Origin of the sequence: Hyphomicrobium sp. MC8b (genome assembly GCF_905067615.1) — a bacterium.
In the GTDB taxonomy this organism is placed as follows: Bacteria; Pseudomonadota; Alphaproteobacteria; order Rhizobiales; family Hyphomicrobiaceae; genus Hyphomicrobium_B.
The window spans coordinates 212275-235312 of the sequence record NZ_LR898465.1; the positions used below are offsets into that span (position 1 = coordinate 212275).

19 protein-coding genes are annotated in these 23038 nt (G+C 61.2%); 1 reads left to right on the forward strand and 18 read right to left on the reverse strand.

The window, feature by feature from the left end; all coding sequences use genetic code 11:
• Positions 1–49: 49 nt before the first annotated feature.
• The 17 genes from ACLB1Z_RS01125 to mutS form a co-directional block, all read right to left on the reverse strand.
• Entirely contained in the window at positions 50–442 is a 393-nt protein-coding gene (locus tag ACLB1Z_RS01125) for a helix-turn-helix domain-containing protein (protein WP_409561658.1), read from the reverse strand.
• Positions 443–625: 183 nt separating this feature from the next.
• Positions 626–2263: an apolipoprotein N-acyltransferase gene (gene lnt, locus ACLB1Z_RS01130; RefSeq protein WP_409561659.1), complete on the reverse strand. Its 1638-nt coding sequence runs from the start codon at positions 2261–2263 to the stop codon at positions 626–628.
• Positions 2263–3291: a hemolysin family protein gene (locus tag ACLB1Z_RS01135; protein ID WP_409561660.1), complete on the reverse strand. Its 1029-nt coding sequence runs from the start codon at positions 3289–3291 to the stop codon at positions 2263–2265. The genes lnt and ACLB1Z_RS01135 overlap by 1 nt, the downstream gene beginning before the upstream one ends.
• 14 nt (positions 3292–3305) lie before the next feature.
• The gene (gene ybeY / locus ACLB1Z_RS01140) at positions 3306–3815 is read right to left on the reverse strand and encodes an rRNA maturation RNase YbeY (RefSeq protein WP_409561661.1); all 510 of its coding nucleotides are present in this window, start codon (positions 3813–3815) and stop codon (positions 3306–3308) included.
• Between the two features lie 4 nt (positions 3816–3819).
• On the reverse strand, positions 3820–4824 hold the full coding sequence (locus ACLB1Z_RS01145; protein ID WP_409561662.1) for a PhoH family protein: 1005 nt from the start codon (positions 4822–4824) through the stop codon (positions 3820–3822).
• A 147-nt stretch (positions 4825–4971) separates the two neighbouring features.
• Complete coding sequence (gene miaB, locus ACLB1Z_RS01150; protein ID WP_409563323.1) at positions 4972–6270, reverse strand: tRNA (N6-isopentenyl adenosine(37)-C2)-methylthiotransferase MiaB; 1299 nt, start codon at positions 6268–6270, stop codon at positions 4972–4974.
• 126 nt (positions 6271–6396) lie between these two features.
• Positions 6397–7278: a lysophospholipid acyltransferase family protein gene (locus tag ACLB1Z_RS01155; protein WP_409561663.1), complete on the reverse strand. Its 882-nt coding sequence runs from the start codon at positions 7276–7278 to the stop codon at positions 6397–6399.
• A 5-nt stretch (positions 7279–7283) separates the two neighbouring features.
• Positions 7284–7739 carry a Fur family transcriptional regulator gene (locus ACLB1Z_RS01160; RefSeq protein ID WP_024275044.1) on the reverse strand — a complete coding sequence of 152 codons (456 nt, stop codon included), beginning with the start codon at positions 7737–7739 and terminating at the stop codon, positions 7284–7286.
• An 89-nt stretch (positions 7740–7828) separates the two neighbouring features.
• Positions 7829–8332 carry a ribosomal protein S18-alanine N-acetyltransferase gene (rimI, locus tag ACLB1Z_RS01165; RefSeq protein WP_409561664.1) on the reverse strand — a complete coding sequence of 168 codons (504 nt, stop codon included), beginning with the start codon at positions 8330–8332 and terminating at the stop codon, positions 7829–7831.
• Positions 8329–9027, reverse strand: a complete 699-nt coding sequence (gene tsaB, locus ACLB1Z_RS01170) for a tRNA (adenosine(37)-N6)-threonylcarbamoyltransferase complex dimerization subunit type 1 TsaB (protein WP_409561665.1) — start codon at positions 9025–9027, stop codon at positions 8329–8331. The genes rimI and tsaB overlap by 4 nt, the downstream gene beginning before the upstream one ends.
• 13 nt (positions 9028–9040) lie before the next feature.
• Positions 9041–9631, reverse strand: coding sequence for a malonic semialdehyde reductase (locus tag ACLB1Z_RS01175; protein WP_409561666.1), 591 nt, complete (start codon positions 9629–9631; stop codon positions 9041–9043).
• Between the two features lie 78 nt (positions 9632–9709).
• Positions 9710–10264: a NifU family protein gene (locus ACLB1Z_RS01180; RefSeq protein WP_409561667.1), complete on the reverse strand. Its 555-nt coding sequence runs from the start codon at positions 10262–10264 to the stop codon at positions 9710–9712.
• Positions 10265–10390: 126 nt separating this feature from the next.
• Positions 10391–10891, reverse strand: coding sequence for a universal stress protein (locus ACLB1Z_RS01185; protein ID WP_409561668.1), 501 nt, complete (start codon positions 10889–10891; stop codon positions 10391–10393).
• An 89-nt stretch (positions 10892–10980) separates the two neighbouring features.
• Entirely contained in the window at positions 10981–12018 is a 1038-nt protein-coding gene (gene trpS / locus ACLB1Z_RS01190) for a tryptophan--tRNA ligase (RefSeq protein ID WP_409561669.1), read from the reverse strand.
• Positions 12019–12108: 90 nt separating this feature from the next.
• The gene (gene murJ / locus ACLB1Z_RS01195) at positions 12109–13689 is read right to left on the reverse strand and encodes a murein biosynthesis integral membrane protein MurJ (protein WP_409561670.1); all 1581 of its coding nucleotides are present in this window, start codon (positions 13687–13689) and stop codon (positions 12109–12111) included.
• Between the two features lie 134 nt (positions 13690–13823).
• Positions 13824–16622 (reverse strand): [protein-PII] uridylyltransferase, encoded by a 2799-nt coding sequence (locus tag ACLB1Z_RS01200; RefSeq protein WP_409561671.1) that lies wholly within the window; start codon positions 16620–16622, stop codon positions 13824–13826.
• Positions 16619–19714, reverse strand: coding sequence for a DNA mismatch repair protein MutS (gene mutS / locus ACLB1Z_RS01205; protein ID WP_409561672.1), 3096 nt, complete (start codon positions 19712–19714; stop codon positions 16619–16621). The genes ACLB1Z_RS01200 and mutS overlap by 4 nt, the downstream gene beginning before the upstream one ends.
• Between mutS and ACLB1Z_RS01210 the strand changes: the two genes are divergently transcribed.
• Positions 19658–21931, forward strand: a complete 2274-nt coding sequence (locus ACLB1Z_RS01210) for an NADP-dependent malic enzyme (protein ID WP_409561673.1) — start codon at positions 19658–19660, stop codon at positions 21929–21931. The genes mutS and ACLB1Z_RS01210 overlap by 57 nt on opposite strands.
• 69 nt (positions 21932–22000) lie before the next feature.
• Here ACLB1Z_RS01210 and ACLB1Z_RS01215 read toward each other — a convergent pair whose 3' ends face one another.
• Entirely contained in the window at positions 22001–22969 is a 969-nt protein-coding gene (locus ACLB1Z_RS01215) for a GNAT family N-acetyltransferase (protein WP_409561674.1), read from the reverse strand.
• Positions 22970–23038 lie beyond the last annotated feature (69 nt).

The window sequence follows — 23038 nt, forward strand, 5'->3', positions numbered from 1 at the left end:
CCTTCCGTTTTATCGGAGGCGAGCCAATCCGTCACAAAACAGCAAGGCTTCAGCTTTCCTCGCCAGCAAGCGCGCGAACGAGTTCGACAATCGAACGGCGAACTTTCGGATCGGTGACACGGGCAAAAGCCTTGTTCAACTCGAGGCCTTCGCGGGTGCCGAGAAAATCGACGACGTAGCTTTCGTCGGGTTGCTCGGCGAAGCCCGGCGCTGCAGCGCCGGCGCTTTGGGCGCCGGAAGGGGCTTCGTCGTAGAAGAATTGAACCGGAACTCCCAAGACCTTGGCGAGGTCGAAGAGGCGGCTGGCGCCGATACGATTGACGCCTTTTTCGTATTTCTGAACCTGCTGGAACGTCAGTCCCAGATGCTCGCCAAGCTTTTCCTGGCTCATGCCGAGAAGCATGCGCCGCAACCTGACGCGTGATCCAACATGGACATCCATGGGGTTAGCGCGGCGAGATCCCTTCGGGGCCTCTTCGCTCGAATCGTCTTCGATAGAGATTTGATCCACCATCACTCGTACAGCCAGCAGTTCCAAAGGCAAAGGCTTTGCACTTCGTAGGTGCACGGGCGCAAGGCGTCAATGACCGAGCGCTTCCGCGACAAGTTGACTTCAAGACTTTGATTAACGGCCTTTTTTCCTGAGCCCGGCAGCCAAGACGGCAAAAAGCGCGAGAATGGCGGCAAGGAGCCAGTCACCGAGGCGCGCATAGGGGGGTAGCGGCACGGCTTTGGGCAGGGTGCTGTCGATCTGGCCACGGACATCGAGGCCAAGGGACGCCAGGACACGGCCGAAGGGATCGACGACGCCCGATATCCCATTATTGGCGGCCCTGACGAGCGGAGCGCCTTCTTCGACGGCTCGGACGCGGGCCTGATGGAAATGCTGATACGGTCCCGTCGTCTCGCCGAACCAGCCGTCGTTGGTCACGTTGATCATGACGCCGGGATGCTCGTGGCCCTGAACGACATTCCCGGGAAAGAGCGCTTCATAGCAAACGAGGCCTAAAACCGGGGGCAGGCCGGGAATGTGCATCAGCGGGCGCGGTTCGGGGCCGGTGGCGAAGGAGCCGCGGCCCTGCGTCAGTTTTTCGATGCCGATGGCGGAGAGCGTTTTCTCATAGGGCAGGTACTCGCCGAACGGCACCAAATGGGTTTTGTCGTAGGTCGCAATCGGCTGGGCCTTCTCGTTCAGCACCAGAATGCTGTTGAGCGTGCGCGTCTCAGGCGTGATTGGCGAACCGGGCGGCAGCGTCGGATCGTGACGGAGCGCACCGGTGATCAGCGTCGTGCCGGGCGGCAGGATATTCGCGAGAATGTCGAGCGCGACAGGGGCTTCAAGGGGGAAGAACGGCATCGCCGCTTCGGGCCAAATGACGTGGGTGATGCCCTGAAGCGAATCCATTTTGCCGGAGGGGTTCGTTAGCGACAGCGCGACGTGATCATCGAAGATGCGGCGCTGGTACTCCGCCATCCATTTTTCGCGCTGGGGAACGCTCGGCTGTACGATGCGCATTTTTACATTCGGGACGAACTCTTGCGGCGATTGCAGACGCCAGACACCGTAAGCCCACAGCAGGCCGATCGGCCCGACGGCGAGAAGCAAGGCGGTTGAGACGGTACGCAGGGGCGGGCGTTTGCGCTTGTCGCTCAGGGCGACGAGCGGGGCGGGAAAGACAAACAACGCAATCGCCGTCAATCCATAGGCGCCAAACAGTGCCGCGCCCTGCATCAGCGGCAACGGATAGGTCAGCGCGTAGCCCGGCAGGTCCCAGGGGAAGCCTGTCAGGATATGTCCGCGCAGCCATTCGACGATCGAGAGTGCGATGGCAAAGACGAAAACACGCGAAAGGCCGTCGCTCCAAAACAGTCGCGCCGCTGCACCGCCAATGCCCCAGAACAGCGCAAGCCCGGCAGGCAGGAGCGTAATCGCGAAGGGCAAGAGCCACGCAAACTTATCGGCTTCGACGAGGAACGCTTCTCCAATCCAAAAGAGATTGCAGAAGAAATATCCGAAGCCGAACAGCCAGCCGGCGCCAAAGGCACGTCGCCAATTCGCGCTGCCGTCGATCAGCCAGATGAAGACGGGAAGCGTCAGAAACAGAATCGGCGTTACGAACATCGGCGCGAACGCCAAGGCCGAAAGGCCGCCTGCCGCTATTGCAAGTAGCACGCGCCGCCAGCCGCGGAGCGCCATGATTTTCTCGCGCATACGCGCGATCAGCGGCGGTTGTTCCGGCGCGATGGCTGGGACAGCGTCCATCACGCCTTCGGCGCTTCGGGCAACGACTTGGTGTTGGTCAGAGGCGGACGCGGCGGATGGATTTTCAGTTTTTTGACGCGACGCGGGTCGGCGTCGAGAACTTCGAACTCGACGCCGGTCGGGTGGCGGATCAGCTCACCGCGCGCCGGTACGCGGCCAAGCATCGAGAAGATGAGGCCGCCAATCGTATCGACGTCGGTTTCTTCGTCGTCCGGAACAAGCTTCACGCCAAGGTGTTTTTCGAGTTCCTCGATGGGCGTGCGGGCGACGGCGACGATGCCGAGTTTCGGATCGACGATGATGTTCGTTTCGTCGTCGTCGTCGTGTTCGTCTTCGATGTTGCCGACGACCTGCTCGACTAGGTCCTCAATGGTGACGAGGCCATCGGTGCCACCGTATTCGTCGACGACAAGCGCCATGTGGATGCGTGTCGACTGCATGCGGATGAGAAGATCCACGGCCGGCATCGAAGGCGGCACGTAGAGGATCTGCCGACGGATCTTCACCGTCGTGATCGGCTTGTTGAGGTCGATCGCTCGCAGATCGAACAGGTTCACCGGCGCCGGAGCGTCGGGATCGACTTTGCCGTTTTTTGACGACTGGCCGGTTGCTTCGGCCATCAGCCAGCGCAGCACATCCTTGATGTGGATCATGCCGCGCGGATCGTCGAGCGTTTCGCGGAACAGCGGGATGCGCGAGACACCTGCCTCGTTGAAGGTCTGCAGAAGCTCCGATATCGGCTCGTTCTCATCGAGCGCCGTGATGTCGGCGCGCGGCACCATCAGTGAAGCGACGCGGCTTGAGCCGAACTGGAGCAGCCGCTCCAACATCTTGCGTTCGGCTTCCGTGAAATTGTCGGTGCCGCCGGTCTTCAACGCGCCTTCGAGCGCGTCGCGAACGTTCTGCGGGACCACCAAGCCCAGCTTCGACCGCAGCAGGTGAAGCCAGCCCAGGGAACCGAATGCCCGCGCCTCATCGGCTAAACTATCGGACAGAGGCTTATCTTGTGTGTTGTCAGTCATGGTCATGGGTTGAAACCCGGTCACTCACTTGTACCGGTTTCCAGCTCGCCCGTGTAGGGATTTGCGATGCTTAATTTAGAAAGTATATCTATTTCAATGGCTTCCATGCGTTCCGCATCTGCCGTGGTTTCGTGATCATAGCCTAAAAGATGCAGCACGCCATGGACGACCAAATGCTGCAGATGATGCGCGATTGGGACGCCTTGCTCGGCGGCTTCTCGCTCGACCGTTTCAAGCCCGAGGATTATGTCGCCAATCTGACCGTCGGGCGCCCCGTCCCCAGCCGGAAAAGATAAGACATTCGTGGGCTTAGGCTTGCCGCGGAAGCGGCCGTTGAGGTCGGTGACGATCGCGTCGGAAGACAGGGCGACGGAAACAAAACCCGGTATTTGTCCCTCGGCTGCCGCAACGGCAGCTTGGGCAGCGGTCTCGATCAAATGATCGAGATCAGAAATCTGCGACCAGTCCCCGTCGTCCTCAACGATTTCGACCTCGAAGACGGGCTTAGCCGCATTTGGTGACGCAGGCATTGGTTCACTTCGGCTTTTCGTAGGCGTCGACGATCTTGGCGACGAGGTCGCGGCGGACGATGTCGCCAGCCATGAAGTTGATGATGGAAATATCGTCAACTCCTGCGAGCAGCTCGACAGCTTCGACGAGGCCGGACTTGGTGCCGAACGGCAGGTCGACCTGGGACGGGTCGCCCGTCACGATCATTTTCGAGCCCTCGCCGATACGGGTCAGGAACATCTTCATCTGCATGCTGGTCGTATTCTGCGCTTCATCGAGGATGACGAAGGCATTCGACAGCGTACGGCCGCGCATGAAGGCGAGAGGCGCCACTTCGATGACGCCGGTTTCGATGTCGCGTTCGACCTTTTCAGGCGGCAGGACGTCGTACAGGGCGTCGTAAAGCGGGCGAAGATAAGGGTCGACCTTGTCGCGCATGTCGCCGGGCAGGAAGCCCAGACGCTCACCGGCTTCAACGGCGGGGCGAGACAGGATGATGCGCTCGACGAGACCGCGCTCGAGGCAATGGGCGGCGAATGCCACGGCGATATAGGTTTTGCCGGTACCGGCAGGGCCGACGCCGAACACGAGATCCTTCTTCTGGATCGCGCGCATGTAGTCGCTCTGTGTCGGCGTGCGGGCTTTGACGACCTTGCGGCGCGTCGCGATCTGGGCTTGCCCGTCGGTTTCCGAGCCCTCGGTCCGGGCGTGGCGGATCAAGCCGTCGATGTCGCCAGCGCCAACCGTCTCACCCTTGCGGATGCGGGCGTAGAGGCGTTCCAGAACGTTTCGGGCGATGTCGCAGGCGGCGGCCGGGCCGGTCAGGATGACGACGTTGCCATGGGCGTGGGCATCAATGCCCAATCGGTCTTCAATAAGGGCCAGGTGGCTATCGTATTCCCCAAGCAGCTGCGTGAGCAGCCGGTTGTCTTCAAAGGGTACAACGACGCGAGCAGTTTCAAGTTCGGCCTTGCCGGCGGGGCTGGGCCGTCTCGATGCTGACGCGGAGGACCCGCGGAATGCTGCCAATCCTGACTCTCCTTTGGTTGCGATTTTTCTACGCGCAGAAGTCAAAATCGAATCGACCGTAGAAGCAACGTTAGCATGCGGAATATGCCTTCGGCACAGCGAGGTGTGGTTAACGCACAACAAGCGCGGTTCACCCCTATCTTCCGATTATGCTGCCGCGATGACACCCGACAGGCTGACGCGGCGAACATCGGTCACGGCCACGTTTGCCGTGGACCCCACGAGGTCGCCCTCGGCGGCCACGTGAACGAGCTGTAGATAGGGTGTCCGGCCGACAAATTCACCCGGCTGGCGGCCACGGCGTTCAAACAGCACCGGAACAATCGTGCCGAGGGCCTGGGCGTTGAAGTCGGCCTGCTGGTCGTCCAGCAGCGCCTGAAGGCGCTGGAGACGTTCGGATTTGACCTCTTCGGGGACCTGACCCTCGTGGGTTGAAGCCGGGGTTCCGGGGCGGGGGCTGTATTTGAAAGAAAAGGCCTGAGCAAAACCGACTGCCCTGATGAGCGAAAGGGTGTCTTCGGCATCCTGGTCGGTTTCGCCGGGAAAGCCGACGATGAAATCGCTCGACAGGGCCAGGTCGGGGCGGGCGGAGCGCAGGCGGCCGATGAGGTCCAAATATTCCTCGGCGCGATGCTTGCGGTTCATGGCAGCCAGCATGCGGTCGGAGCCAGACTGCACGGGCAAGTGCAGGAACGGCATCAACTGGGGAACTTCGGCATGGGCGGCGATCAGATCGGCGTCCATGTCGCGCGGGTGGCTTGTGGTGTAGCGGATGCGTTCGATGCCTTCGATATCCGCCAGCCTGCGGATCAATTCGGCGAGGCCGATCGTGCGGCCGCCAGGGCCTTCGCCGTGATAGGCGTTGACGTTCTGGCCAAGCAGCACAAGCTCTTTGGCTCCTGCCGCGATCAGCTCGCGGGCTTCGGCTTCGAGCTTTACGAGAGAGCGCGAAAACTCAGCGCCGCGTGTGTAGGGTACGACGCAGAAGGTGCAGAACTTATCGCAGCCTTCCTGCACGGTCAGAAATGCGGATGGCGACGACACGCGGCGCGGCGCTTTCATGCGCTCGAACTTTTCGTCGCCGGGAAATTCGGTTTCGACGATGTGCTCGCGGGTATTAGCTGTGCGTTCGATCAGTTCGGGCAAACGATGATAGCTTTGCGGACCGATGACGAGATCAACCGCAGGCTGACGGGTTGTGATCTCGCGGCCTTCGGCTTGCGCCACGCAGCCTGCCACGGCGATCACGGTTTCCTTGCCGTCGCGCTTTCGCGCATCCTTCATGTCACGAATGCGGCCGAGATCGGAATAGACTTTCTCAGCGGCTTTCTCGCGGATGTGGCAGGTATTGAGGATGACGAGATCGGCGCTAGCTATGTCGTCCGTTGCGGCATAGCCGTCGCGCGCCAGCGCCTCCGTCATACGCTCGCTGTCGTAGACGTTCATCTGGCAACCGAAGGTCTTCAGAAAATAGCTTTTGGTGTTCGGGCGCTGCACGTCGATAGGCCAATTAAGATTGGGGTTTTGGCTCAGGCTTCCTGAGAGGCAAGCGCATAGCACAGAATAGTCCGGTTATGTCCATTTCTCGCTGCGGGCCGCGGGCAAGCCCAGTTTCTGGCGGCGGATTTCCTGGCTCGGCTCGACGGGAACGAGACCGGGGTCGCCGGGGCGGCCGCGGAGAATGCCGAGGACGGCGGAACGTACGGCGCGTTCGGTCTTCAGCGCCAGGTCCTTGCGATCCTTGAATTCCGAAAGCGGGACGGGCGGGCTGATCTTGATCGTTGCCGTGATCGGCCCGGATTTGAGCACACCCCAGGCATGCGAGGTCATTTCCATGTCACCGTACCAACCGATGCGCGGGCGGTCGGCGCGGGTCAGGGGGACACCGCGGAGGTGGGTGTAGACGACGGCCGCGGTCTGTACGACGGCGTCGCCGTTGCCCGTCGCGCCTTGGCCCGAGACTGCACCGAACAGAGATGTCTTGAAGGGCAGTACGCGATTGCCGTCGCTCGATGTGCCTTCGGCGAACAGTACGATGGTGTCGCCGAGTTTCAGCCGTTTCATGATTTCGATTGCGGCGTCGCCGGTTGCTTGTCGTCGCGTGCGATCGACGAAGACGGAGCGCTGAAGCCGCGCGAGCGCCGAGACGAACGGCCAGCTACCGACTTCGAGCTTGGCGACGAACGACACCGGAGCAACGGCAGAGAGCACCGGAATATCGAGCCAGGATGTGTGATTGCAGACGAGCAGCACCGGCTTGTCGTCAACGACCTGTCCTTCGATTTTCAGTTTGACGCCGAGAATCCGACAGACGTTGCGATGATACCAATTGGGAAAGCGGCGGGCGGCGGCGGGCGAAACCTTAAGCAGCAGCGCCTGCACCGGCATCAGCGGCAGCGTGAAGCCGAAGAAGCCTGTAAGAACAGCCGAAGCGCGGAGCGATCCCTGTGCCATCTGGCCTAGCCTCTCCGGGCGGACGACTTCTTTTTTCCGAGCGGCACGCCGTAGAGCTCCAGTCGATGGCCGACAAGCTCGAAGCCCAGCTCACGCGCGACGCGCTCCTGTAGCGCCTCTATCGCCGAGTTGGAAAATTCGATCACGCGGCCGGTTTCGATATCGACCAGATGGTCGTGGTGCTCTCTGGGCGCCGGTTCGTAGCGGCCGCGGCCATGACCGAAGTCGTGGCGTTCCAGGATGCCCTTTTCCGAGAAAAGCTTCAGCGTGCGGTAGACCGTCGAAAGCGAAATGCGTGCGTCGACGGCGACGACCCGCCGGTGCACCTCCTCGACGTCGGGATGATCAGTTGCTGCCGATAAGACCTGGGCGATGACGCGCCGCTGGCCGGTCATGCGCAGGCCATACTCCGTGCATCGTTTTTCGATGGATGTCTCGGACTTCGCCGAAGGTGCGGTCATGACGATCAAGCTTTGGCTGAAGACGATTCCTCATCGCCCGAGTATGGCGGCCATATAGGCTGTGGCAAGGCTTCGCGTCTATATCGACGCTAGGCTTTCGCGGCGTCGAGATCGAGAACGAGCGTCAAAGCATCGACGGCTGTGCTGCCGGGGCGTTCGTAATAACGCTTGCGGCGTCCGGCTTCGGTAAAGCCGAGTTTGCGATAAAGCGCGATGCCGCCTTCGTTGTCCTCTGCAACTTCAAGGAAGATGCGTTTGGCGCCGCCACGGCGGGCGGCCCGGCTCAAGCCCTCCAGCAGACCGGTGGCAAGGCCGACCCGCTGCCAATCGGGCGAGACGCCAATGGAAAGGATTTCGGCTTCATCGGCGGCGAGCTGGCCGATGACAAAGGCAATGACGGATTTTTTCTGGCCGCCGGCGACGGCGATCAACGAAGTGGCGGCGGGGTGTTCGAGCAGGCCCTTGATCGCATCGGTGTCCCAGGCCGGATTGAAGAGTTTAGCGTGCAGCGCCGCGATTTCCTCCGCTCGATCCGGCGACGCCCAAAGCATGCTTGCGTGTTTCACGTTCCGAAACGGCGTGACGTTCGTCATGCACCGGCTCCGAGGAACGGGCTTGGGGCAGGCGGCTTGGCATCGGGCGGGCGGAGATAAAGCGGGCGGAGGCTATCCGTTACCGGCATCTCGCAGGCCGGAAACAGCAGATCGAGGGCATCGGGCAGCAGGTCCGGCAGGATCGCCGTTGCTTCGATGCCTTCGCGGTTGGCGGCTGCGGCAAGCGCTTCAGCACCGGAACCGGCGACGACGATGGGCGCTGTCCCTAAGGCTTTTACCGCGTCGGTGATTGCAAGGCATTGCGGAGCGGCAAGGCTTTGCAGCGAATGGCGATCGAAAACCTCAATATAAACTTCGTCACGCCGAGCGTCGGTCGCGATAGCGACATAGCGAGTCGGTGCTGCGGGTATTCTCGGACTCATCGCCATAAGCTTGAGGCTCGAAATCGCGACGAATTGAGCGTCCGTCGCGAGAGCAAGCGCGCGCGCTGCAGAAACGCAAATGCGCGTGCCTGTAAATGTGCCCGGTCCAAACGTGACCGCAATGCGGTCGAGCGATTTGAATTTCAGGCATGCTTCGGCCATGACCATTTCGATCATGGGCATCAATCGCTCGGAATGGCCGCGCTGCATACCCTCGAATGCGAACGAAATGCCGGGGGTGAGCGAACGAAGCCCCCGGCCCGCCGCGACGGAGCAGGCATCAAAACAGGTATCGAGCGAAAGAATATTCATTCCGGGCGGCTTTTTATACGATTGATGCCATTTCGTCGAAGCTAAATCGTGGCGAACGTGGATAAACACCCGCAGGGTCGCCATATCCCAGATTACATAGGAAATTCGCCTTTATGTCGGTTCCAGCGAAGAACTCGGCGTCGACGGCGGCATTGTTAAAGCCTGACATTGGCCCGCAATCCAAGCCAAGCGCGCGGGCTGCCAGAATAAAATAGCCGCCTTGCAGGCTGCCATTTCGAAATGCCGTCGTATCGGCGTGCTCTTTTTTGCCGACAAACCAGCTTTTGGCGTCTGCCGGCGGATAGAGGCGCGGCAGATATTCGTAGAATTTCAAGTCGTAGGCGATAATCGCGGTCGCGGGTGCGGCCATTGTTTTATCGACATTTCCAGGGCTGAGGTGCGGTTTTAGACGCTCCTTCGCTTCTGGCGATTTCACGAAAACAATTCGAGCGGGCGAACAGTTGGCGCTCGTCGGACCCCATCTCATATGCTCGACAATCTGCTTCAATAGATCGTCAGGCACGTCGCGCGGCTGCCATTTATTGTTTGTGCGTGCCTTATCAAACAATTGATCGAATGCGGCATGATCGAGTGGTGTGGTCATTTCCATTTCCGTGGTTGTTTTTAGGTCCAGAAACGAAGAACCCCGCCGAGGCGGGGTTCAAAGGAAGAAATTCTCAGTTTAGACCGGTTCTACGGCCTGCACTTCCGGCAAGAAATGCTTCAGGAGATTTTCGATGCCGTGCCGCAGCGTCGCGGTCGAGCTGGGACAGCCCGAGCAGGCGCCGCGCATGTGCAGGTAGACGACACCGTCGCGGAAGCCTGAGAAGGTGATGTCGCCGCCGTCCTGTGCGACAGCGGGGCGCACACGGGTTTCGAGCAGCTCCTTGATCGTGGCGACGATCGATTCGTCCTGCGGATCATAGTTTTCGGCGCTGCTGTCGTTAGCGTCTTCCTCGTCCGTTGCCGCGGCGCCGGACATGTAGTGTTCCATAATCGCGCCGAGGACCATCGGCTTCAGGTGCTGCCACTCGATGTTGCCTTTGGTCACCGAGATGAAGTCTGAGCCAAGGAACACGCCGTTGACGCCGTCGATCGCGAAAAGCCGGGCCGCAAGCGGTGAGGCTACAGCGTCGCCTTTCGAGCGGAAATCGGCGGTGCCGTCAGCGAGGACGTCACGGCCGGGGATGAACTTCAGCGTTGCCGGGTTTGGCGTCGCTTCGGTCTGAATAAACATGCTGGCCTCACTTCGTGTCCGATGCCGAATGAGCATCGCCCGCCGGCGGGTGATTGGAACGCTTCCAATATAGGTACGCCAAATCGCCGTGTCGAGGTTATCGCCCGGCTCGGATTTGTGGCCAATTTAGGCCAATGCCTTGATTTCCGCGAGTGAAAGTTGGCCCGGCACGACCGTTACGGGAACCGCAAATCCGCCGCCCGCACGGCCTGCCGCCAGGGATGCGACAAGGGGTCCGGGGCCTTTGGCGTCGATAGACGCGCCGAGCACCAGGATCGCGATGTCTTCGTCTTCGGCGATGAGCTTGTTGACCTCTTCGGGCGTGCGGCCTTCGCGGATCACATCTTCGGTTTCGACAGCCTCGAAACCGGCGTGGGCGAGTTTGCGGCGGAAGAGGCGGAACAGGGCCTTGGCTTTCGTCGTCTCTTCGTCGATCTGCATCTGACGGACGCCCGCCCAGTTCTGCAGCTCGCTCGGCTCGATGACGTAGAGCATGATGATCATGCCCGAAGAGCGCTGGACGCGGCTCGCAGCGTAATAGAGCGCGCTTTCGACTTCCTGGCTCTCGTCGACGACGATCAGGAACTTGCGGCGATGGCCTTCTTCGAATGAGCGACGCGGTTTCATGGTCCGGATGCTGCCACTCCCGCCCTGCGGCCGCAATGGCGGCAAGTGCTGCCGCCATATGCAACTTCAGGGAACGTGTGGGTAAGCGATCAGCTGCGGATGAAGCCGACGATATCCTTGACCTTGTCCATGATCGGCGACGCGATTTCGCGGGCGCGCGCCGAGCCGTTACCCAGGACGCGGTCGATCTCGGCAGGATCGGCTGACAGCCGCTTGATCTCGATAGCAATGGGTTCGATGCGGGCGACGAGCACGTCCGCCAGGACCTTCTTGAACGACGAGAACTGCTGACCGCCGAACTCGGCGAGAACGGCATCAACGGGCTTATCGACAAGCGTCGCGTAGATGCCGATCAGGTTTTCGGCTTCCGGGCGGCCTGCGAAACCTGTCTCGTCGCTTGGCAGCGGTTCGGGATCGGTTTTGGCTTTCTGGACCTTTTTCGCGATCGTATCGGCGTCATCCGTTATGTTGATGCGCGAGAGGTCGGATGGGTCGGACTTCGACATTTTTTTCGTGCCGTCGCGCAGGCTCATGACGCGCGTCGACGACCCGGTGATGACGGGCTCCGGCTGGGGGAAGAAAATGCCGTCGGCGAAGCCGTTCTCGATGATCGAAGCCGAATAGTCGTTGTTGAACTTTTGTGCGATATCGCGAGCGAGTTCCAAATGCTGCTTCTGGTCTTCGCCGACGGGAACGTGCGTCGCCCGATAGGCGAGAATATCGGCGGCCATCAGGTTGGGATAGGCATACAGGCCGACGGAGGCCTGCTCGCGATCCTTGCCGGCCTTCTCCTTGAACTGCGTCATGCGGTTGAGCCAACCCAAGCGGGCGACGCAATTGAAGATCCAGGCGAGTTCGGCGTGGGCGGAGACCTGCGACTGGTTGAAGAGGATGCTCTTCTTCGGATCGAGACCGGCGGCGATGTAGGCGGCCGTGACCTGACGGATGGCGGTGCGAAGCTCGGCCGGGTCCTGCGCTACTGTGATCGCGTGCAGATCGACGACGCAATAGATGCACTCGTGCGTGTCCTGCATTTTGATCCAGTTGACCATCGCGCCGAGATAGTTGCCGAGATGCAGGCTGCCTGTCGGCTGCATGCCCGAGAAGACGCGCGGCGTGATTTTCATGGGATCCGTACCGGTGTTGAAATGATTTGGCGGCCTTATCGCGTGCATGCGGCCGCCGCGCAAGTCTTGCTCATTGTCTAACGTTGTTGCCTAACGTTGCTTGCGCGCCAGACGGCCGAGCTGGCCGAGCGTCATGACGCCGGTTGCCAAGATGATTAGGGCGTAAATGATCAGGCCGGCGCCGATCTCGATCCCGAGAATCGAGGCTTTTACCAAAAACCCTGTATCGTGCCCGTAATGGGGCGACAGCCAGTGGCTGATGGCGAGGAGGGCCGCGACCATGACCGCGCTGGCCAACAGGATCAGGGGGATGTTGCGCTTGATGCGGCTGTCGGCGACGAAATCGCTGTGGCGGCTCAGTGTGGCCCACAGCAGATAGGCGTTGAGCCAGCCACCTATTGCCGTTGCAATGGCGATGCCGAGCTGCGGCAGCATGCCGAGATGGCGGAACAGGAAAAACAGTCCGATCGAGCCGATGGTATTTGCCGTGAGACTGATCACGGCGTAGCGCATCGGCGTCTTGGTGTCTTCGCGAGCGTAATAGGCCGGTGAAAAAACTTTGATCATCACGAATGCGGGCAGGCCGAGCGCAAACATCGTCAGCACAGACGCCGTGACGTGGGTATCTTTCGGGCCGAAAGCGCCGCGCTCGAACAGTACACGGACGATGTCGGTCGGGATCGCGGCGAGCGCAAATGCTGCGGGGACCGTCAGCAGCAGTGCGAATTCGAGCGAGCGGTTTTGGCTGTCCATTACGGCCGCCGTGTTGCCGGCTCTGAGTTGGCGCGCGACGTCGGGCAGCAGCACGATGCCGACCGCAATGCCGACAATTGCGAGCGGCAATTCATAGATGCGATCGGCGTAATAGAGGTGGGACACGGCGCCCGGCTGAAGCGATGCGATGATCGTTCCGATGGCGATGTTGAGTTGGGTTACGCCGCCGGAAATGACGCCTGGGATGCCGAGCCGGACAAGGTGGCGAACGTCGTTCGTCAGTCGTGGCCGGCGGATGCCGAGACGCATCCCAGCCCGGTGCATGCCCCATATCAGCACGGCGAGCTGCAGAAAACCGGCGACGAAGACGGCCCAAGCCTGGATGATGCCGGCTTCCGGTTCGGCCTTGTAGCCCATCCACATCGAGACCAGCGTCGCGACCATCATCACGCCGTTGAGCACGATCGAGACGGATGCGCTTTCGACGAAGCGGCCGACCGAGTTCAATGCACCCGACATCAGCGCGACAAGCGACATGCAGAGCAGGTACGGCATCGTGATGCGGGTCAGCAGCACGGAGAGATCGAATTTCTCTGGCCGGGCGTCGAAGCCGGGCGCCAAGCCGTACATCAGAAACGGCATCGCAATTTCAGCGACGATGGTAACGATCAGCAGCACGAACAGGAGGCCCGCCATCGCGTCTTCGGCGAAGCGTCGGGCAGCTTCGGGGCCGTCGCCTTCGAGTTTTTTGGCGAAGATCGGCACGAACGCCGAATTGAATGCGCCCTCGCCGAAGAGGCGGCGAAAGAGATTGGGGAAACGAAAGGCGACGACGAAGGCGTCCGCGACCCAGCCCGATCCAAGCGTGGCGGCGATCAGGATATCGCGCATGAAGCCGAAGACGCGGCTTAGCAGCGTCAAGCCGCCGACGGTGGCAAACGATTTATAAAGTTTCATCGAAAAGGTTCGCGTCGTGCCACAAAGCAGATTTGCCCTCTTAAACCGGCTTCAGGCCGTAGACATCCGGCAATTTGATGGCCCGGCGGCTGCCTTGTGGGCCGTGGCCGTGAAGTCACGCGCCGGCACAAGCATCAAACTCTGGCGGGCTCGGTCGCGCTTTTCGGGCGGGCCGGATCGAGGATTGATCTGAGGCGCGACCGCAATGTGGCCTGCCTGGTCTCGTTGACGACCTGCTTGCCGAGGAGGTCCGTGACGTAGAAGACGTCGACAGCTTTTTCGCCGAACGTCGTTACGTGTGCGGAGGAAATGTCGAGCGAAAGGTCCGACAGTGCCGACGTCAACTCATAGAGAAGGCCGGGGCGGTCGCGCCCGGACACTTCGAGCACGGTCAGGCGATCCGACAGCGCGTTGTTGATGACGACTTCTGGTTCTACCGTGAAGGCTTCGACGCCGCGCGTGCCGATGCGTTTTTTCTTGAGCAACGTCGATAGCCGTTCTTTGCCGTTGAGCAGGCTTTCGATGGTGTTGATGATGCGGCGAGATCGGCGCAGCTCATCCTCATCATCCTGGAACTCGCGATTAAGCAGGAAAGTATCGAGTGCGTAGCCATCGCGGGTGGTCGTGATGTGAGCGCCGGCGATGTTGGCGCCCGCCGCGGCGCATGCACCTGCAAACAGCGAGAGAAGACGGGGGTGGTTTGGCGCGAAGACCGTCAGCTCGGTGATGGCAGTGAAGGCATCGGTCTTGATGTTGGTCGCGAACTTACCGCGCGATTGCATGGCATCCCGCAGGACATTTGCATGCGCGATCTGCGTCGAAAGATCTGTGCGAAGCCAATAGTTCGGATAATGCCGGTCGATAAAGTCGTCGACGACGTCTGCTGGCCAATCGACGAGCGCTTGACGGAGTGCCGCCTGCGCTTTGTCGATGCGTTCGTCGCGCGGAATCTGGGTGTGGCCGCCCGCCACGAGCGGCTCGGTTTCATGGTAAAGTGTGCGTAAAAGCTGGCCTTTCCAGCCGTTCCAGACGCCGGGGCCGACGGCGCGAATGTCGGCGCAGGTCAGCAGCAGAAGAAGCTTCAGGCGCTCCGGGCTTTGTACGATGTCGGCGAACGCGCGGATGGTGTCGGGATCTGAAATGTCGCGTGAGTGCGCAAAGTTGCTCATCGTCAGATGCTCTTCGAGCAGCCAGGCGACGAGATCGGTTTCGGCTGCCGTCAGCCCGAGCCGCGGGCATAGCTTGCGCGCGATGCGGGCGCCGACGATCGAGTGGCTTTCCTTCCGGCCCTTGCCGATGTCGTGGATGAACGCGGCGACAAGCAAGGCGCGGCGGTTTTGGATCGACGAGAAGATGGCCGTGCAAAGCGGCAGTTCGGATGCAAGCTCTCCGCGCTCGATAGCAACGATGTTGCCGAGCGTGCGCAGCAGATGTTCATCGACCGTGTAGTGATGATACATGTTGAACTGCATCATTGCGACGATGCGACCGAATTCCGGCAGGAAGCGGCCGAGGACGCCAGCGTCATTCATGTGCCGGAGCGAGGCTTCGGGATTACCCTTCGCCGTCAGCAGCGAAAGGAAAATGGCGTTGGCCTCGGGGTCGTGGCGCAGCTTGTCGTCGATCAGGCGCAGCGAGCTACGCAGCAGCCGGATGGCGTCGGGATGAAGATACGCGCCGGTGTTCGCGGCCTGCGCAAAGAAGCGAATGAGATTGACCGGATCGCGCGCGAAAACCTCGCGGTCGGTGACGTTGAGCCGATCGTTGTCGATGCGGAAATCGGTTTTTTCGCGGACTTCGCGGCGCGTTTTCCAGCTTAGCGGGCTCAACAGGCGCTTGTAGCCGGGCGATGTTTTCAGCTGCTGCATTTCCAGCGCACCGCATAGAATCGTCGTCAAGTCACCGACGTCCTTTGCGATCAGAAAGTAATGCTTCATGAAGCGTTCGACAGCGCGGAGACCTTCACGCGACGTATAGCCGAGGTTCTTCGCCATCGCGGGCTGAACTTCGAACGACAAAACCTCTTCGGCGCGGCCGGTGAGGAAATGCAGAAAGCAGCGCACGCGCCACAGGAAATCTTCGCAGCGGCGGAATGTCTGGACTTCTTCCGGCGTGAAGATACCAGCTTCGACGGCTGCGGCGCCGACCTCCTGGTTGAAGATATATTTCGACAGCCATTGCAGCGTATGGAGATCGCGCAGGCCGCCCTTGCCGTCCTTGATATTGGGCTCGACTTTGTAGCGGCTTTCGCCGGCCCGGCGCGTGCGCTCGTCGCGCTCGGCCATCTTGGCGTCGATGAATTGGCGCGCGGTGCCTTTGACGACTTCGGCGCGGAAGCGATCCTCGAATTCGGCAAAGAGCTGCGTGTCGCCGAGGATCAATCGGGAATCGAGCAGCGCGGTGCGGATGGTAATGTCGGCCTGGCTGAGCTTCAGGCATTGATCGACCGTACGCGTCGCATGCCCCACCTTGAAGCCCAGATCCCAGAGCATCAGGAGCATGTATTCGACGACACTCTCGCCCCACGGCGTCTGCTTGTAAGGAAGCAGAAACAGCAGGTCGATGTCGGAGCCCGGCGCCAGCAGTCCGCGGCCGTAGCCGCCTGTCGCCACGATCGCCATACGTTCGGCGTCGGAGGGATTGGTGGCGCGATAAACATGCGTCACCGTGTAATCGTAAATGAGGCGCAGCAACTCGTCCTGAAACAAGCTCAGGCCCGCGGCGCAGCGGCGACCGTTGCCGTCGGCTTCAAGCGCCGTGCGGGCAGATTCGCGCGCATTCTTGACGAGGCCTTTGAGGCTTTCCAGCACCTTGGGGCGCGCTTCCGCGTGCGAGGCGTTGCTGGCATTGAAATGCCCCGTCAACTCGCGGCGGGCGGCGAGCCGGTCAAAATAGGGCGGCGGGGTAAGGACGTTCACGGTATCGTCGGTCAAGGCTTCGTCTTCTTCAAATTTTCGGCCAGAGCCTTGAGTTCATAGAGCTTCTCGAGCGCCGCCTTGGGCGAGAGATCGTCAGGATGCATGTTCAAGAGCAGCTTTTCAACGGCAGAAGGCTCATCATTGGCCGACGCGCCGCCTGATGCGCCTTTGGGCCGCGCCACGGAGAATAGCGGCAGATCATCGATGCTTTCGTCCCCGGCTTTGGGCCGGCGGTCGGCTTTTTCAAGGCGGGCGAGCACTTGGCGCGCTCTGGCGACGACAGGATCGGGAAGGCCTGCGAGCTTTGCCACCTGGATGCCGTAGGAGCGGTCGGCGGCGCCGGGCTTCACTTTGTGCAGGAAAACGATGGTGTCGTGCCATTCGGCGACGTCCATCGTGACGTTGGCGATGTCGTCGAGACGGCGGGCGAGTGCGGTCAGCTCATGGTAGTGTGTGGCGAAGAGGGCGCGGGCCTTCGTTACGCCGTGGAGATATTCGACTGTCGCCCACGCAATCGAAAGCCCATCGAAGGTTGCGGTGCCGCGGCCGATCTCGTCCAGGATGACGAGCGAGCGTTTCGTCGCCTGATTGAGTATCGCAGCCGTTTCGACCATTTCGACCATGAACGTCGATCGGCCGCGCGCCAGATCGTCGGAGGCGCCGACGCGCGAGAACAGCCGGTCGACGACCCCGATGTGAGCCGAGCGTGCGGGCACGTAAGAGCCCATTTGGGCCATCACGGTGATGAGCGCGTTCTGGCGCAGGAACGTCGATTTGCCGGCCATGTTCGGACCGGTGACGAGCCAGATGCGGGCATCGGGAAGCTGGTTTTCGGCGGGATGGGCCTCGGGGGTGCCGCTGCGGCCGAGAATGCAATCATTCTCGATGAAGGCGGTCCCGCCCTGTTTCGCCAGTGCCTGCTGGACGACGGGATGGCGGCCGCCGCGAATTTCGAAGGCGGACGTTTCGTCGATGGATGGGCGCACATAGCCCTGTTCCAGCGCGAGCGATGCCAGAGACGCGTAAACGTCGAGTTCGGCAAGCGCGGCGGCCGCTGCGCCGAGCGCGTCCGTTGCGGATGAGATGTCTTCAGTCAGCGACGTGAAGATTTCCTGCTCAAGATTGAGTGCGCGTTCGCTGGCGGATGCGATCTGGCCTTCGGTTTCGAGCAGTTCGGAGGTCGCAAAGCGTACCGCATTCGCCATCGTCTGGCGGTGACGAAAGCGTTCGGACAGCGGCGGCGACATCAGGGGCTTGGCGTTTAGTTGTGTGACCTCAATGTAGAAGCCGAGAATGTTGTTGTGGCGCACACGGAGCGTCTTGATGCCCGTTTCTTCGATGTAGCGGGTCTCAAGCTCAGCCATGACGCGGCGGCTGTCGTTGCGCAGAGCGCGTGCCGCGTCGAGATCTGAATTGTAGCCTTCGCGGATGAAACCGCCGTCTCGGCGAAGCAGCGGCGGATCGTCGACAAGGGCATTCGTCAATGCGTGCGCAAGGGCTGCCGGAACGGCCTCAAGACGCGTACAGATGGATTGCAGCTCGGGCGGCAACGAGAGCGGCGTTGCGGCGCGGTTCAGCATATTTGCGGCGTTGGATGCCGCGTCTATGGCATCGCGCACGGCGGCAAGGTCGCGAGGGCCGCCACGGCCGAACGTCAGTCGCGGCAGGGCACGCGCGAGATCGGGCGTGCCGCGCAGACAGTCACGAAGGTCGTCCATGAGACGCCGGTTGTCGACGAGAAAGGACACAGCGTCGAGCCGGGCTTCGATCGTGATCGGCGCGATCAGGGGGCTCGCAACTCGTGCCTGCAGTTCGCGTGCGCCGCCGCCGGTAATGGTGCGGTCCATCGCGGCAAGCAAGGTCGAGGATTTGTCGCTCGACGTCGATTTCACGAGTTCGAGGCTGGCGCGGCTGGCAGCATCGATGAAGAGGGCCGCACTCCCCGACCGGCGCGGCGCTTGCAGCAGCGGCTTTCGCCCCATCTGCGTCAGGTCGACGTATTTCAGAACAGCGCCGACGGCGGCGAGTTCGCTGCGTGAAAACGAACCGAAACCGGCGAGATCGGCGACGCCAAGGCATTCTTTGAGATCGCGTGCGCCGGAAGCGCCGTCGAAATAGGCGGATGGAATGGGCGTCATCTTGCCGCCGGAATAATCGACCGTCCGTGCGAAGGCTTCCATGCCGATGAGCGTGTCGGCAGCCAGAACTTCGCTCGATGCCAGGCGGATCAGTTCACCGGAAAGATCGACGCCTGACACTTCCGAGACCTCGAATTCGCCGGTCGAAATATCGATCGAGGCGAGCGCGACGCGGGCGTCCGGGAATGCGAGACCCAACTCAGCCGGGGTGGCGAGGAAAACGGCCGTCAGGTAATTGCGCGCCTTGGCGTCGAGCAGGGCTTCCTCGGTCAGCGTGCCGGGGGTTACGAGGCGGACGACGTCACGTTTGACGACGGCCTTGGCGCCGCGTTTCCGCGCCTCGGCTGGGTCTTCGAGCTGCTCGCAAACCGCGACGCGGTGCCCTTGCTTGATCAACCTTTGCAGATATTCGTCGGCGCGGTGCACGGGGACGCCGCACATTGGGATGTCCTCGCCCCGATGTTTGCCGCGCTTGGTCAGAACAATCGAAAGCGCCTCGGAGGCGATGACCGCATCGTCAAAGAAAAGCTCATAAAAATCGCCCATCCGATACCAAAGGAGACTATCGGGATTGGCCGCTTTGATTTCTAGGTATTGGGCCATGGAGGGCGTGGCCTCGGGCGTCGCGGGCGTAGTGCTGCTCTGCGACACTTCGGCAGGCGCCGACGGCGCCGATTCTGGCCGCCTGCTCTTGCGCGGCTCGTCGGTTCTGGACATCAAGAGATTACGTTTCAAATTGCCCTGTTCGGCTTTACGAAAGGCGCGAAAAGGAACGTCTCGCCGCCCCATCCAAGCGCTGGATATGCATAGGTTGCCGTCCCGGCTCCCGCAACCTATCGTGCCGGCCCTTATCCCCTGATGTGTGTTTGGGCAACACTGCCCTGGCGCACGAAATCCTGAACGGTCAACATCATGCCCTCCCTTCACCGCGCAGCCCACGTGACGGCTCAAGAAGCGCTTGCATTCCATGCCAACGGCAAGCCCGGCAAGCTCGAAATTACGCCAACGAAGCCGTTGGCGACGCAGCGCGATTTGTCTTTGGCATATTCTCCGGGCGTTGCCATTCCAGTTCAGGCCATCGCCGAAAATCCGCGCGATGCCTACGCCTACACGAGCAAGGGCAATTTCGTTGCCGTGGTGTCGAATGGCACCGCCATTCTGGGGCTTGGAAATCTCGGGGCGCTGGCAGCGAAGCCGGTGATGGAAGGCAAGGCGGCGCTGTTTAAGCGATTTGCTGACATCGATTCCATCGACCTGCTCGTCGATACGCCCGATCCGGATGCATTCATCAATTCGGTGCGTTATCTCGGGCCGTCGTTCGGCGGCATGAACCTCGAAGATATCAAGTCGCCCGATTGCTTCGTGATTGAAGAGAAGCTCAAAGAGCTGCTCGATATTCCCGTTTTTCATGACGATCAGCACGGGACGGCCATCGTCGTTGCAGCAGGCGTACTGAACGGATTGCGCGTCGTCGAAAAGGATATCGGCGACGTGAAGCTCGTGTGCGCCGGCGCGGGTGCTGCGGCGCTCGCCTGTCTCAATTTGCTCGTGAAGATAGGTCTCAAGCGCGAGAACATCTACGTCTGCGATATCAAAGGTCTCGTCTACGAGGGTCGCAAGGAGCTGATGGACCCCTATAAGGCGCCTTTCGCTCAGAAGACGAACGCTCGGACGTTGAGTGACGTCATCGGCGGCGCCGATATTTTCCTCGGACTGTCGGCGGCCGGCGTGCTGTCGCGAGAGATGGTTACGCAGATGGGGCCAAAGCCGCTCATCTTTGCGATGGCCAACCCGGATCCTGAGATCACGCCGGAAGAGGTGAGGTCGGTACGTACCGATGCCATCATGGCGACCGGCCGTTCGGACTACCCGAACCAGATCAATAACGTTCTGTGCTTTCCATTCATCTTCCGCGGCGCGCTCGACGTGCATGCGACGACGATCAACGACGCGATGAAGATCGCGGCTGCCGAAGCGATTGCGGCGCTGGCGCGGGCCGAGGTTCCCGATCAGGTTGCGGCGGCGTTTCTTGGCGAGCGCCCGACGTTCGGTCCTGGATACATCATTCCGGCGCCGTTCGATCCGCGCCTGCTGCCGCACGTCTCCGCCGCTGTCGCGAAAGCGGCAATGGATTCGGGCGTTGCGCGCAATCCGATCGTCGATATGGAAGGCTACGTTGCACGCCTCAATGCGCGGCTCGATCCGGTGCAGGGCTGGTTGCAATCAACGTTCGACGCAGTTCGTAACGATCCCAAGCGCGTGGTGTTTGCCGAAGGCGAAGAGCCTGCCGTTATCCGTGCGGCGCATACGTTCTTCCAGCAGGGCTATGGACAGCCTATCCTGATCGGGCGGAAGAAAGTCGTCACCGATCGCTTCCGCGAACTCGGCATTCCGCTTCGCCGGGAATTCGAGTTGATCGACACGAGCGAGTCGCCGTTCCTCGATGAGTTTACCGAGTTTCTTTATGCGCGATTGCAGCGGCGCGGGTATTTGAAGCGCGACTGCGAGCGTCTGGTCACCAATGAGCGAAATATTTTCGCCGCGCTGATGGTCGTGCACGGGCATGCCGATGCGCTGGTGTCCGGCGTGACCCGCAACTGGACAAGCGTCTATGCCGACATCCACCGGGTCATGGACGAGAAGCCCGGCCGCCATGTGATCGGCGTGTCGCTGGTGCTGATCCGCGGCCGCGCCGTGCTCATCGCCGACACGAGCATTCACGATTTGCCGACAGGCGAGCAGATTGCAGATATTGCCGTCGAAGCGGCGCGGGCTGCGCGTTATTTCGGCATCGAGCCGCGAGTGGCGTTGCTTGCCTACTCAACCTTCGGGCAGCCGAAAAGCGAGCGTTCGGAGCAGGTGCGCCAAGCCGTGCGGCTTCTCGACGAGCGTCTCGTTGATTTCGAATACGATGGCGACATGGCGGCCGACGTCGCGCTCAATCGCAGCCTGATGGAGCACTATCCGTTCTGCCGTTTGTCGGACACCGCAAACGTTCTGGTGATGCCGGCGTTCCATGCCGCGTCGATCTCGACGAAGATGATCAAGGAGCTGGCGGGCGCGACGCTGATTGGGCCGATTGTTACCGGGCTGTCGCATTCGGTGCAGATCTGCACGTTCGGTGCGACGGACGCGGACATCGTCAACATGGCGGCGCTGGCCGCCTATGGTGCGGGGAAGGAATAGCGGGCTATTTTTGCCCGCTTACCCCGACGACCTCCCAGCAGAGCGAGGGAATTTTGAGGTCGGAGGCGATCAGGCGTCGACGGCAATGCGGCTCTTGGTTTCGGCCGGGGCGCCGTAGTGATCGAAGTAGCGCGGATCGATTTTTGCGACCGGCATGATGACGAGCACGTCGGTCGTGCCGAACTGCCGGTCGATCACGGCGCCGTCCCCGAAATAGGCCCCTAAGCGCAGATAAGCCTTGATCAGCGGCGGCATAGCTTTCAGCGCTGCCTTCTGATCGACGTCGGCCATCGGCATCAGGTTCATCGAGACGCCGAGCGGATGGCGGGCACTGGCGCGCCATTCGAGCGGCGCCAGGGCTTTGTGATGCAAGTAGCTCAGCGCCATCTTGTGGTCTTCGAGGTCGATGCCTTCGAAGCTGGCGCAGCCGATCATCACGTCGATGCGATTTTCGCGGACGTAAGTCCAAAGGCCGTGCCACAGCAGTTCGACCGATCGTTTGCTGCGATAGGGGGCGAGCACGCACGAGCGGCCAAGCTCCATGAAGCGGTGGGTCGCCGCCTTGCTTTTGAGAAGAGGGGCGATGTCGTATTCGCCGGCGGAATAAAAGCCGGGGCCTTGCTCGGCGATTTCCTGGCGAAGAATGCGGTAAGTGCCGACGACTTTCGGACGTTCAGGACGACCGGCGCGTCCGGGCATCGTCTTATCGAGATCGACGACAAGAAGATGATCGCAGAGCGCGTCGTAGGCGTCCTCATCGCGACGTCGAAATTGCGCGAGGCGGCTCGGCACCGCCGACATTTCTTCGAAAAAGACCTGATAGCGCAGACGTTGCGCAAGCTTGATCTCGGTCCAGGTGCGGGCCAACCGCACTTCCAGATTGCCGACGCGGCCGTACACCTTTGGCTCGATGTCGCGGGCGAAGCCCTTGAGGCGGCGGGCGGGAGCGCTCAGCGCTTCAATGGCGGCAAGGCCCGCCGGGAGCTTTCCGAGACGGCCGGGCTTACGTTTGCTTCGGTCTGCAATTGCCTGCCACATCGGATGGAAATCCCTACGGTGCTCTAGCACACGCCGCTAGCACGATTCCGTGACAGTTTTTAGATCGAA

Coding starts and splice junctions, on each gene's coding strand:
- ACLB1Z_RS01125 (WP_409561658.1), bottom strand. CDS start 442: ATGGATGTCCATGTTGGATCACGCGTCAGGTTGCGGCGCATGCTTCTC.
- lnt (WP_409561659.1), bottom strand. CDS start 2,263: ATGGACGCTGTCCCAGCCATCGCGCCGGAACAACCGCCGCTGATCGCG.
- ACLB1Z_RS01135 (WP_409561660.1), bottom strand. CDS start 3,291: ATGACCATGACTGACAACACACAAGATAAGCCTCTGTCCGATAGTTTA.
- ybeY (WP_409561661.1), bottom strand. CDS start 3,815: ATGCCTGCGTCACCAAATGCGGCTAAGCCCGTCTTCGAGGTCGAAATC.
- miaB (WP_409563323.1), bottom strand. CDS start 6,270: ATGAACGTCTACGACAGCGAGCGTATGACGGAGGCGCTGGCGCGCGAC.
- ACLB1Z_RS01155 (WP_409561663.1), bottom strand. CDS start 7,278: ATGGCACAGGGATCGCTCCGCGCTTCGGCTGTTCTTACAGGCTTCTTC.
- ACLB1Z_RS01160 (WP_024275044.1), bottom strand. CDS start 7,739: ATGACCGCACCTTCGGCGAAGTCCGAGACATCCATCGAAAAACGATGC.
- rimI (WP_409561664.1), bottom strand. CDS start 8,332: ATGACGAACGTCACGCCGTTTCGGAACGTGAAACACGCAAGCATGCTT.
- tsaB (WP_409561665.1), bottom strand. CDS start 9,027: ATGAATATTCTTTCGCTCGATACCTGTTTTGATGCCTGCTCCGTCGCG.
- ACLB1Z_RS01175 (WP_409561666.1), bottom strand. CDS start 9,631: ATGACCACACCACTCGATCATGCCGCATTCGATCAATTGTTTGATAAG.
- ACLB1Z_RS01180 (WP_409561667.1), bottom strand. CDS start 10,264: ATGTTTATTCAGACCGAAGCGACGCCAAACCCGGCAACGCTGAAGTTC.
- ACLB1Z_RS01185 (WP_409561668.1), bottom strand. CDS start 10,891: ATGAAACCGCGTCGCTCATTCGAAGAAGGCCATCGCCGCAAGTTCCTG.
- trpS (WP_409561669.1), bottom strand. CDS start 12,018: ATGAAAATCACGCCGCGCGTCTTCTCGGGCATGCAGCCGACAGGCAGC.
- murJ (WP_409561670.1), bottom strand. CDS start 13,689: ATGAAACTTTATAAATCGTTTGCCACCGTCGGCGGCTTGACGCTGCTA.
- ACLB1Z_RS01210 (WP_409561673.1), top strand. CDS start 19,658: ATGCCCTCCCTTCACCGCGCAGCCCACGTGACGGCTCAAGAAGCGCTT.
- mutS (WP_409561672.1), bottom strand. CDS start 19,714: ATGGAATGCAAGCGCTTCTTGAGCCGTCACGTGGGCTGCGCGGTGAAG.
- ACLB1Z_RS01215 (WP_409561674.1), bottom strand. CDS start 22,969: ATGTGGCAGGCAATTGCAGACCGAAGCAAACGTAAGCCCGGCCGTCTC.